Annotated in this window: 10 protein-coding genes and 3 pseudogenes; 4 read left to right on the top strand and 9 right to left on the bottom strand. The window is 47.6% G+C overall.

Translation table 11 applies throughout. The features are described 5' to 3' along the window. Positions 1–2: 2 nt before the first annotated feature. The 9 genes and pseudogenes from Q0144_RS00465 to secA all read right to left on the bottom strand — a co-directional run bounded on the left by Q0144_RS00465 (position 3) and on the right by secA (position 8,942). Positions 3–551 carry an adenine phosphoribosyltransferase gene (locus Q0144_RS00465; RefSeq protein WP_291937052.1) on the bottom strand — a complete coding sequence of 183 codons (549 nt, stop codon included), beginning with the start codon at positions 549–551 and terminating at the stop codon, positions 3–5. After that, complete coding sequence (locus Q0144_RS00460) at positions 548–790, bottom strand: hypothetical protein (protein WP_177388948.1); 243 nt, start codon at positions 788–790, stop codon at positions 548–550. The genes Q0144_RS00465 and Q0144_RS00460 overlap by 4 nt, the downstream gene beginning before the upstream one ends. Before the next feature lie 650 nt (positions 791–1,440). After that, positions 1,441–1,683 (bottom strand): annotated as a pseudogene (locus tag Q0144_RS00455) (RpiB/LacA/LacB family sugar-phosphate isomerase); the annotation flags it as partial. 348 nt (positions 1,684–2,031) lie between these two features. Next, positions 2,032–2,196, bottom strand: a pseudogene (locus Q0144_RS00450) (RpiB/LacA/LacB family sugar-phosphate isomerase); the annotation flags it as partial. 9 nt (positions 2,197–2,205) lie between these two features. Further along, complete coding sequence (lepB, locus tag Q0144_RS00445) at positions 2,206–3,051, bottom strand: signal peptidase I (protein WP_297882772.1); 846 nt, start codon at positions 3,049–3,051, stop codon at positions 2,206–2,208. After that, positions 3,052–3,909 carry a bifunctional methylenetetrahydrofolate dehydrogenase/methenyltetrahydrofolate cyclohydrolase FolD gene (gene folD, locus Q0144_RS00440; protein WP_298060848.1) on the bottom strand — a complete coding sequence of 286 codons (858 nt, stop codon included), beginning with the start codon at positions 3,907–3,909 and terminating at the stop codon, positions 3,052–3,054. 222 nt (positions 3,910–4,131) lie between these two features. Beyond that, positions 4,132–4,323, bottom strand: coding sequence for a hypothetical protein (locus tag Q0144_RS00435; protein ID WP_298060846.1), 192 nt, complete (start codon positions 4,321–4,323; stop codon positions 4,132–4,134). 53 nt (positions 4,324–4,376) lie between these two features. Continuing rightward, positions 4,377–5,567 (bottom strand): ABC transporter permease, encoded by a 1,191-nt coding sequence (locus Q0144_RS00430; RefSeq protein ID WP_298060845.1) that lies wholly within the window; start codon positions 5,565–5,567, stop codon positions 4,377–4,379. Positions 5,568–6,323: 756 nt separating this feature from the next. Beyond that, a complete protein-coding gene (gene secA, locus Q0144_RS00425) occupies positions 6,324–8,942 on the bottom strand; it encodes a preprotein translocase subunit SecA (RefSeq protein ID WP_298060844.1) in 2,619 nt (872 codons plus the stop codon). Between the two features lie 120 nt (positions 8,943–9,062). Here secA and lolA point away from each other — a divergent pair, with 120 nt between their 5' ends. The 4 genes and pseudogenes from lolA to hemC all read left to right on the top strand — a co-directional run bounded on the left by lolA (position 9,063) and on the right by hemC (position 11,585). Next, entirely contained in the window at positions 9,063–9,575 is a 513-nt protein-coding gene (lolA, locus tag Q0144_RS00420; protein WP_298060841.1) for a LolA-like outer membrane lipoprotein chaperone, read from the top strand. A 6-nt stretch (positions 9,576–9,581) separates the two neighbouring features. After that, positions 9,582–10,141 (top strand): annotated as a pseudogene (locus Q0144_RS00415) (low molecular weight protein-tyrosine-phosphatase). A 65-nt stretch (positions 10,142–10,206) separates the two neighbouring features. Continuing rightward, positions 10,207–10,659, top strand: a complete 453-nt coding sequence (locus Q0144_RS00410) for an FxsA family protein (protein ID WP_298060838.1) — start codon at positions 10,207–10,209, stop codon at positions 10,657–10,659. Further along, positions 10,656–11,585 (top strand): hydroxymethylbilane synthase, encoded by a 930-nt coding sequence (gene hemC / locus Q0144_RS00405; protein WP_298060835.1) that lies wholly within the window; start codon positions 10,656–10,658, stop codon positions 11,583–11,585. Before Q0144_RS00410 ends, hemC begins: the two co-directional genes overlap by 4 nt. The last annotated feature ends 91 nt before the right edge of the window (positions 11,586–11,676 follow it).

Below are 11,676 nucleotides of genomic sequence, written 5' to 3'. Positions count from 1 at the left end.
AATCACGCCTCTAAAACGCAATAAACGTTTGTGCGTCGCGAAAACTCGCCTAGATCGTTTAACTCGCGCAAATTTAATAAAAAGCACGCCTCGACGCACTTAGCCTGCGTCTGCGCGATGAGATCTAATGCCGCTCGTGCGGTGCCTCCGGTGGCTATTAGATCATCGATTAGCAGCACCTTGGCATCCTGCACGCCGGAGAATGCATCCACATGCATCTCGACCTGATCGAAGCCGTATTCAAGGCTGTATTTTTGCGAAATCGTGATATAAGGAAGCTTCTTTGGCTTTCTAATTGGCACAAAAGCAACCCTCAACCTCGCAGCAAGTGCCGCTGCAAAAATAAATCCACGACTTTCTATGCCTACTATGTAATCAAGTCCGTAATCGGCGTAGCGCTCGGCTAGATGATCAAGCAGAAAATTAAACGCCTCGCGATCGCCTACGAGCGTCGTGATATCGTAAAACAAAATACCGGGCTTTGGGAAGTCACGCACGGTACGGATCGAGCGAAATAAATAGCTTTTTTGCTCGCTGCTTAGGCTTTTCATAGCTTACCTCTTTTCAATCTTGCGTTTTGGATTTTTAAGCTGCAGTTTTCGCTCTCCTCATTTTGCAGGGCCTCAATGCCGAAGCGAAGGGCAGTTTTGAGCTTTTCGTTATCGCTTTTAAGCTTTGAAATTCTTTCTTCGCTCTTGCGAAGTAAGGCGTAAATTTTAGAATTTTTTCGGATCGATAGAATAAGTAGTGCTGCAAAAAATAGCGCTAAAACACCCAATGCTACGCTCATTGCTCGCCTCCTTTATTTGAATTTGCAAAGCGCATAGTAACGGGAGTCGCGCTGAAATAGACAGAATTTAGGCTTTTAAAATACGCGCTAGAAAGATTTGCTCCCTTTAAATTCACGCTCGCAATAGCAGAATTCTCATCTTTTAAACCTGCACTAGCGCAATTTGCGTTTTTTGGCTTAACGTTCATGCAGACGGAATTTGTAGTCTTGAAATTTATAATTGTGGGGTTCAAACCGACAAAATCTTTGTGGCTAGTTTTTTGAGCGAAATTTTTCTCGCAAACACTCTCGCGCGTAAAATTTAACGTAGAATTTACACTAGTGGAATTTTTATCTAGCGGATTTTTCTCATTAAAGATTATCTTTGCGTGCGTAGAATTTAAATTTATATGATGTGCACCACCAAAGCTTATCAAGGAATTCTCGCCGGTAAATAAGGAATTTTTATCGTTAAAGCTCCGTGCAAAATTTGATGCGGAATCCGTGCCGATGGGATTTTTGTCGGAAGGATTTTTACCACCGAAGCTTAATTTGGAATTCCGCCCATTTAAATTAGCGCCATAGCTTTGTTCCGTAAAATTTTGAGCGGAATTCTGCATGAAATTCTCCCCATCAAATCCATGCGCGCAATTCGAACTACCGCAAGCGCCTAGCTTTGCGACGCGCTTAATGTGCCTACCGCCCGCAAAATCGGTACTAAAAAATGCCCTAATCATATCTCCGATCACCAGCGCGCCCATCAATCGCTCGCCGAAGGCTAGGACGTTGGCGTCGTTGTGCTCTCTAGCTAGTCTAGCGCTCGTCGCGTCATGACACAGCGCGCAGCGGATGTGAGCGTGGCGATTTGCGGCGATGCTGATACCGATGCCCGTACCGCAAATCAAAACGCCGTAAATGCCGTAACTGGTAGAATTTAAAATTTTATCTTTGCTCGCGTTTGCGGCAGCTATGCTTGCGCAGGCGGTCGTATTTGCGTCCGCATCAAAATTCTTGCTGTAGCCGCTCTTGACGGCGTTAAAATTTTCACCACTGCCGTTATTGCCGGCGCTAAAATTCTTACCTTTTTCGCCGCACTGTGCGGTACCATTAAAATTCCCGCTACCGTTTATACTCGCGCTGGAATTTCCGCTGCCGCCTCTACCTCGCGCACCGGAATTTTCTGCGGTCGTGGCGGAATTTTTGCCGCTACTTTCTTTAAAATTTTCGCTCCGCGCGCAAGCTTCACATTCGGCTAAAATTTTATCCGCCAACGTGCCTGCAAAATCGGGATAATCCACGCTCGCTTCGGCACTATGAGTGCCAAGATCGACCGCTTCGTAACCTAAAGTGGCGAGCGCTTTTTTGGCTTGCTCTTTGGCATGAAAGCCCGCATGATCGCTCGCTATGAAAATTTTATTTATTTGCATTACCGCTCCTTATTTTTGCTCGTAGATTAAACTCTCATCGTTTTGCAAGGTATCGACGAAACGCCCGATTCGCTCCCAGCGGATCTTGCGATCGGCGTCGATACTAAAATATGTAAACCACGGCTTACCGACGATCAGACGATAAGGTACCGGACCCCAGAAGCGGCTATCGGCGGAATTATTTCGATTATCGCCTATCATAAAATACTCATCCTGCGGCACTTTGATGTAAAAGGCATTGAAGCTTATCCCCGCAGCTTCGAAGCTATGAGGAATTTCACTTAAACTAATGGGCTTCATAGAAAATTCACCCTTCTCAAGTGCGATTTTGACATTTGTTAGCATCGAGTTTCTAGCATTAGGGTCGTAGTGAATGCCCTTAAATTTATACGGCTCTTTGACATATTTTTCGCCACCTAAAATCACAATGTCGCGAGCATCGTAGTTTGCAGCAATGAACTCGTCGCCTTCATGCGGACGAAGGTAGAAATTATTCAGATCAAATATCACCTCGTCGCCGCCTACGGCAAAATTTCGCTTTACAAAGTGCATTTTTTCATTAAGCGGATAGCGAAAAACCACGATGTCGCCGCGTTTCGGACCCTCGCCGCGGATGATATGTCCATCTCCGTCGCTATCAGGAGCTACCTGCCACTCTACAAAGGGAATATGCGGAGTCGGGATACCGTAGCTAAATTTTTTAACGAATAAAAAATCGCCCTCCAAAAGCGTAGTGCGCATCGATCCGCTGGGGATCACGAAGGCTTGCGCAACAAAAAGAATGACGAATAAAACGACGATGACCGTCCCCGTCCAACTTGATAAAAAGTGATAAATTTTGCTTAGTATTTTCATTTAAGCTCTTTGTTTTAAGCGATTTTTCGCCGATTTTATCGTATTGCTAAGAAGCATCGCGATCGTCATCGGTCCCACGCCCCCGGGTACGGGCGTGATGAGCGAGCATTTCGGCGCGACCGCGTCAAAATCGACGTCGCCTCTTAGCTTGCCATCCTCGCCGCGATTGATCCCCACGTCGATTACCACCGCACCCTCTTTTACCATATCTGCGCTCACAAAGTGTGTCCTACCGACCGCCGCTACCAAAATATCGGCGTCCGTGCAAAGCTGCTTTAAGTCTTTCGTCTTGCTATGAGCGATAGTGACGGTGGCATCGGCATTTAGAAGCAAGCTCGCCATCGGCTTTCCGACGATATTACTGCGACCCAGCACAACGGCATTTTTGCCCGCGATCTGCACGCCGTATTCCTCAAGCAGGCGCATCACACCAAGCGGAGTGCAAGGCACAAAACCGTCCGAAAGCCCGCTAGTAAGCTTGCCTACGTTTATCGCACTAAATCCGTCCACGTCCTTTTGCGGGCTTATTTTTTCTAAAATTTTATTCGTATCAATGTGCTTTGGAAGCGGCAACTGCACCAAGATGCCGTCAATGCTTTCGTCTTCGTTTAAATTTTCTATCAGTTCTAAAAGCGCCGCCTCGCTCACGTCGGAGCTCAAGCGGTGCGCTACGGATCGGATCCCACAGGCGGCGCAGGCTTTTTCCTTGCTCGCGACATAGGTCTTACTCGCCGCGTCCTCGCCTACCAAAATCACCGCCAGCGCGGGCTTTACGCCCTTTGCGGCAAGATCCGAAGCGTCCGATTTGATCTCATCTTTTACCTTCGCACTTATGCTTCTGCCGTCAATTAAAGTCATTTAAAGCCTTTTTGAGAAATAGGGAATGTTACCCTAAAATTTATAAAATTTAGATTTATTTCGCGGATTTTACGGGAATTTTAAAGCGATTTTTAAATGAAATTCCGCAGCTTTAGACTAATGACATCTTACGTTAAATAGAATTTTAAGATAGCAAAATTTAAAACCGGCGGAATTTAAGCTAAGCAAAATTCCGCCTATTGAGCTATGAATTTGCAGGATTTATCGGAGCTGAGATTTCATAACGGGGCGAATGCCTTGACGCTGTTGAGCCTTTCTTACGGCATCCATACAACCACCGGTAGAGCAGCTTTGAGTGGGTTGCATCATAGGCTCTTTTTGTGGCTCTTGTTTATGCGCTTGGCAGCCCGCTAGTATCGTTGCTGCAGCAACACATAATATAAAATTTTTCATTTTGGTCCTTTCTTTAAAATTTTATAAAATTTTAACTGCGATTTCTAAACGGCTTACTCGTTGCGCAGCGTTTGCAGCACGTCGATCTGCGTGGCTTTTTTGGCCGGATACCATGACGAGAGCGCCACGATAAGCACCGCGCCGATTAAAATCATCGCCAAATCGCCTAGCGAGAGCTCCATCGGCAGCTTCGAGCTTCCGTAAACGTCGGCCGGCAGATTTACGATGTCGAAGCTTCCGAGTAGCCACACGCCGAATAGGCCCAAAATGAGCCCGAATATGATGCCGCCGCCGCCGATCGTGGCTCCGAGCGCAAAAAAGGTCCTTTTAACCTCCTTTTTGCTAGCGCCCAGGCTAAGTAAAAGCGCGATCTCTTGGCGGCGATTCATCACGGTCATCAGAAGCGAACTTACGATATTTAGGCTCGCGACCAGGATTATCAGCATCAGCACGATGAAAAGCGCGCGTTTTTCAAGTGCAAGGGCGCTGAAAAAATTGCCGTTTTGCTGCCACCAGCCCACGGCGCTAGTACCGCCGGGGAGGCTTTTTTTGATGCGCTCTAGATCCTTAAACGGATCGTTTGAAAAAACATGCACGCCGTCGAATGTCCCCTCGTCGTAGCCTAAAATTTTGGCTAGATCGTTTGCGTCCGCGTAGGAATACGCCTTGTCGTAGGCGATCAGCCCCGAGCTGAAATCCGCACGCACGTCAAAGCGCTTCATCTTGGGGATCAGCGCAAAGCCGCCCGGATCGCTCTTCGTAAAGATCATCGTGATCTTGCCGCCCTCATCCAGCATAAACTCGTCCTTGATCCCGCGCCCTATCATGATGCCGTAGTCCGTTAGATTGGCGTCTTTGGCGCCTGCTGCGACGACCGAATTAATACGCTTTTCATCGTTTAAATTTACGCCGAAAATCAGCCCGCCCTCGAGCTTTTCGCCGCTTTTGGCGATGACTTGCGAGCTGATGTAGGGGCTAAAGATCAGATCGGGAAAATCCGCTCGCAGCCCCTCCACGTCGTCTTTTGAAATGCCGCCGCGAAAGTGGCTGTGGATCGTGATCGGGTAGTTCATCGTAAAGAGCTTGCGCTCAAATTCCTTATCAAAACCGTTCATTATCGCCATTGCGACGATGAGCACCGTAAGCCCCACGCCGACGCCCAAGAACGCAAGCAGCGCCGAAAGCGTAATGAAGGGCTGAGAGCGGTCGAATCTGAGATATTTGAATAATAAATACTTTACCAAAAAAGCCGTCCTTGTAAAATTTCACATATAATTTAGCGCTAAATTATATGTGAAATTTTAAGTATTTTAGAATTTTAAAATTCCAAAACAAGTTTTATGCCTTCAAATGTGAAAGCCACAGCTGGCTTTTAAAATTTAAAATCACGCCGAAGTCTATTTATACGCAATAAAATTTGTCCCAAGAGATATCGGGTACGGCAAACCAAACAGATCGTCTTGCCGAGACCTTGAAATTCTAAATCAGAATTCTAAATTTTAAAATTTCAAACGCCTCAAAATTTTAAAATTTTAGAAATTTAAAACTTTTTAGAATTTTGAAATTCTTAAAATTTAAAAAGCGGATTTCGCTTAAAAAGCTCTCCCACAATCGCATAAATTTAAAATTTTAATGCCGCGCAGTGTCCTAGCCGCGCACTGAATTTAAGCACCGTGCGCCGTTCGCGTTTTGCCGCACGGCGCACCGTAACGGCGCTGCGAAAACAAGTAGCCAAAGGCACCAAGTGCGCTTTTAAATTTTAAAATTTCAAAACCAAAGTTCCGCTCCATCGCGCAGCTTTGCTCACCGTCCGCGCGGCCTCACAATCAAGCTCTTTTAAAATTTCTGTCCACGCCGCCTCGCGATCAAGATCCTTTAAAATTTTATGACGCCGCCCTCGACCGATCGCTAAATACAAAAGCAAGATTGAAAAGCACCAATTACACAATGCTCGCAATCGAGATCACCGATCGCACGATACTTACGACCGAGCGCTGCGCCTACCTCGCAAAGCCGCCTTTTTTAGGACCGCCCTTGCCGTGGCAGTCTTTGTATTTTTTGCCGCTGCCGCAAGGGCAAGGATCGTTTCGCTTAGGTTTTTTGTCGCCGAACTCGTCTGAGCCCTTTAGCTGCGCTTCATTCGTGCTTGCGGCGGCGAGTTCTTTGGCGTTTGAGCTCTCCATACGCTCCTGCATCGCACGCTGCTCGGCTTCGATCTCCTCCTGTGATTTGAACTGGATCGAATGCAGCAAGCGGATGCTGTCGGATTTGAGGCGCATTACAAGCTCCATAAAGAGATTATAGCTCTCCTTTTTATACTCCGTAAGCGGGTCTTTGTGGTTGTAGCCGCGAAGTCCGATGCCCGCCTTTAGGATATCCATCTGATACAGATGTTCCCGCCAGTCGCGATCGACGATCTGCAGATAAAGCATCTTTTCGATACTTTTTCGCTGCTGCGGATCGATCGGCGCCATCTTATTTTCATACGAAACGGCAAGCGCGCCGATGATCTTTTCTTTCAGCTCCTTGAAATCATCGACCTTCTCAAGCTCGCTATTTTCGAGCACCTCGCCCGTTTCTTGAGCGATTTTGGCGACGATCGGGAATTTATCGACCTCTTTGATATTTGCGCCGTCGAAAATTTCAAGCTCCTCAAGCACGCTAGATATATACTCTTCGCGGTTTTGGATGATTTTATCTTTCAGATCGTAGTCGGGGTCCAAAAGCTCGTTGCGATATTTATAGATCGTCTTGCGCTGCTCGTTTGCGACGTCATCGTATTCTAAGATATTTTTACGCGCTTCAAAATGCAGGCTCTCGACCTTTTTCTGCGCGTTCTCTACTGCGCGCGAAACCATGCCTGATTCAATATGCTCGCCATCTTTCAAACCTAAGCGATCCATGATATTTTTGATCTTGTCGCTGCCAAAAATTCTAAGCAGATTATCCTCCAAGCTCAAGAAAAATCTACTCTCGCCCGGATCACCTTGGCGCCCGCTTCGTCCGCGTAGCTGGTTATCAATGCGGCGGCTTTCATGGCGCTCGGTACCTAAAATATATAGCCCGCCCAAAGCGCGCACTTCATCGTCTATACGGATATCCACGCCACGTCCAGCCATATTTGTAGCGATCGTTACGGCACCCTTTACGCCAGCGTCTTTGATGATCTGCGCCTCGCGCTCGTGATTTTTGGCATTTAGCACGGAGTGCGCGATGTTTTCTTTGACCAAAAGCTCGTGCAGCTTCTCACTCTTTTCAATCGACGCCGTACCCACTAGCACGGGCTGACCTTTGGAATTTAGCCGCTTGATTTCATTGATGACGGCGTTAAATTTCTCGCGCTCGGTTTTGTAGATAAGATCATTTTGATCCTTTCTGATAACCGGCACGTTTGTAGGGATCGAGACTACTTCGAGTTTGTAAATTTGAGAAAATTCCGTTGCTTCCGTCTGTGCCGTGCCCGTCATACCGGCGAGTTTTTCGTAAAGACGGAAGTAGTTTTGAAAGGTAATGTCGGCAAGAGTTTGGCTCTCCTCCTGGATCTGCACGCCCTCTTTAGCTTCAAGAGCCTGATGCAAGCCTTCGCTGAATCTGCGACCCTCGCTAAGACGACCCGTAAATTCATCCACGATTATGACCTGCCCGTCGCGCACGACGTAATGCACATCCTTTTCAAATAGATAATTTGCCTTAAGTGCTTGATCAAGGTAGTGGCTAAGCACGGCATTTTCGAGACTATAGAGGTTATCGACGCCAAAAAGCTTCTCGGCTTTTGAAATTCCTGCCTCCGTAATCAAAACGGCGCGGTTCTTCTCATCTACGGTAAAATCGCCCGTAGCTTTGCCTTTCGGATCGGCTGGCGCCTCGCCGCGGATCATTTGGCGAGCTACTTCATTTGCCTTGATGTAGCCGTCTAGAGTGCGGTTCGTAGGGCCAGAGATGATAAGTGGCGTTCGTGCTTCGTCGATCAGGATGCTATCTACTTCATCGACGATTACGAAATGATGCCCGCGCTGCACCTTTTCATCCGCGCTAAATTTCATATTATCACGCAGATAGTCAAAGCCGAACTCGTTGTTTGTGCCATACGTAATATCGCACGCGTATGCAGCCTTGCGCTTGGCGTCATCGTATTCGCCGCCTACGATCACACCGGTGCTAAGCCCTAAAAATTCATATAGCTCGCCCATTTGCGCGGCATCGCGCTTAGCTAGGTAGTCGTTTACGGTCACGACGTGAACGCCCTTGCCCTCCATCGCATTTAGCACTACCGCCAAAGTCGCTACGAGGGTCTTTCCTTCACCCGTTTTCATCTCGGCAATCGCGCCGTCGTTTAGCACCAAACCGCCTATTAGCTGAACGTCGAAGTGACGCATATTTAGCACCCTTTTGCCAGCCTCTCGCACGATAGCAAACACTTCGTTAAGCACGTCGTCCGCGCTCTTTTCGCCTGCGCGAACTTGCGCTCTTAACGCTTCAAATTCCGCCTTAAGCGCCGCATCGTCCATCGACGCGTAGTTTTCCTCGAGCGCACTGATCTGTGCTGCACGCTTGGCGTATTGTTTGACGATCCTATCGTTTTTAGTACCGAAAATCCCGTGGATGACCTTTTTAAACATCTCAAACCTTAGTTTTAAAATTTTAACCGCGCATATTAACATATTTTTAGTTTCTATTTAATTAAATCCTAGAAAAACGGCTATAATACGCGCAAATTTTCAAAAATAAAGGCAAAATTTATGAAAAAAACTCTTATTTCTTTAGCGGCAAGCTGCATTTTTGCATTCGCAAGCGGGATAGAATTCGATACACTGAGCGCAAATTTTTCGCAAACCGTGCAGAGCGACGATGCGAAAATCAGCTACGGCGGCGATTTTAGCGCCACGAAAGAGCACGCCGTGTGGCATTACAAGACCCCTACGATAAAAAATATATTTTTTAGCTTCACAAAGGTCGTCGTAATCGAGCCCGAACTTGAGCAAGCTATCATCACGAATATCAAAGAAACGCCAAATTTAACCGCTATCCTAGCGAATGCAAAGCCAAATAAAAACGGCGTTTATGAGGCGAGCTTCGACGATGTGAAATATCTCATCGAGCTAAAAGAAGGTCTGCCGAGCAAGATCAGCTATACTGACAAAATGGACAATAAGGTCGTCATCAATCTAAGCAATGTCCGCAAAAACGCGCCGGTAAACGAGGCGATCTTCAAGCCGGCAATTCCGAAAAACTACGATATCATCACGCAGTAGGCGCGCATGAGGCTACTTTTCGTCTGTCACGGCAACATCTGCCGCTCGCCGATGGCGCAGTCCGTGATGCAAAATTTTATTAATCAAAGCGAACTTAAAGCGCGCGTGAGCGTAATTCCGCGGCGACGCACACCGACGAGATCGGCTCGCCGCCCTATTACGAAACGCAGCGCGTGCTAAAAGAGCAAAAGGTGCCGCTCGTAGTGCATCGCGCCGTGCAGGTCACGCCCACAGACTACGAGCACTACGATCTAATTCTTTGCATGGATGATGAAAATATGCGCTCGCTGGGGCAAATTTTTCGCGGCAAGGATATGGCTAAGGTAAAATTTCTTTTGGAATTTGCAGGGGAAAATTTTACAGACTGCGATGCGCGAAATTTCAAAGGCTCAGCAAAGCAAACCGACTTAAATTTAAAAGACGCCGGTTCAAATTTAACCGGCTCCGAACGCCTACAAATCGCCGATCCATACTACACGCGCGATTTTGAGCGCTGCTACGCAGATATCAAGCGCGGCTGCGAGGGGCTCTTACGATACATTAAAAATTCAGACGGAATTTGCTAAAATCCGCGATTAAATTTTAGCGTCTTTAAAGAGGCGCGATTTAAAGCGATAATTCAAGGAAAAATATGTTTAGGCTCTTGATCGTTCCATATCTGATAATTGAGGCATTTACGACCTATTATTTCGTAAGCGCAAACGGATTTGCGGCGTATGCGGTGGAGATCGTCATAAGCGCGATTTTAGGCGGATACGTCGTGGCAAATCGCTCGTGGATGGGCTTTTTTAATCTAATGAAAATCTCGCCGAAAGAAATTTTAAGCGGCGTAGGCTTCGTCGTAGGCGGCGTTTTTCTCATTGCACCGGGTATTTTCGGCGATATTTTAGGCGTTTGCATAATCACCGCGTCATTTTACTGCGTCACCAGCGACGTGCCTAAATTTAACGCTAGAAGCGAAAATTCCGAAAAAAGAGAGCGAAAATTTTGGCGACGTAGCCGCGCAAACGACGACGTCATCGACGTAGAAGTGATCGAGGAGAACGAAATCGAGATTCGAAAAAGCATAGGAGAGGAAAAATGAAAAATTTGATTATCGCTACGCGCGGCAGCGTCCTTGCGCTGTGGCAGAGCGAGCACATCGCATCGCTACTTAACGCCCGCGGCATCCAAGCGCAGCTAAAAAGCATGAAAACCAAAGGCGATAAAATTTTGGATACGCCGCTTGCAAAGATCGGTGGCAAGGGGCTTTTTACGAAAGAGCTTGAGGAGAGTATGCTTCGCGGCGAAGCACACATCGCAGTGCATAGTCTAAAGGACGTGCCCGTGGAGTTTCCACAAGGGCTCGTACTGGCGGCGATCTGCGCGCGCGAAGATGTGCGCGATGCGATGATCAGCGAAAAATACTCTAAATTCGGCGAGCTGCCCCACGGCGCGAAAGTCGGCACTACGAGCCTTCGCCGCAAGATGCAGCTGCTTAGCATGCGCCCCGATTTAGAGGTTATCTCCTTGCGCGGCAACGTCCAGACCCGCCTACGAAAGCTCAAAGACGGAGAATTCGACGCGATCATCTTGGCGATGGCGGGCATCAACCGCCTAAATTTACGCGCCGAAGTGAGACACGTAGCGCCCTTTGAGGTCTCGCAGATGATCCCTGCGATGGGACAAGGAGCGCTCGGCATCGAGGCGGTAAACGAGCCGCAAATCCTGCGCGCGATAGAATTTCTAAAAGACGAACGCGCGATTATCGAAACGACCGTGGAACGGGATTTTGTCAGGGTTTTAGAGGGCGGCTGCCAGGTGCCGATCGGTATCAACACGCGCCTTAACGGCGAAAATATCCACATAAGCGCGATCGTGGGCCTACCCGACGGCAGCGAAAGCATACGCCAAGATATCGTTGCGCAAAAATCGCAATACCAAGGCGTAGGCGCGGAGCTCGCGCGCGTTTTTATCGAAAAGGGCGCAAAGCAGCTCCTCGCGCGCGCCGAGGAGATGGGGAGCCTATAAAAGGTGAAATTTACGGAGTTTTAAAATTTACAAAATTTTAAAATTTCTAGAATTTATGGACTTTTTAAATTTATAAAATTTCAAAAGGCTA

This window comes from uncultured Campylobacter sp., assembly GCF_938045345.1.
Taxonomy (GTDB): domain Bacteria; phylum Campylobacterota; class Campylobacteria; order Campylobacterales; family Campylobacteraceae; genus Campylobacter_B.
This window is presented reverse-complemented; position numbering and strand designations above follow the sequence as displayed.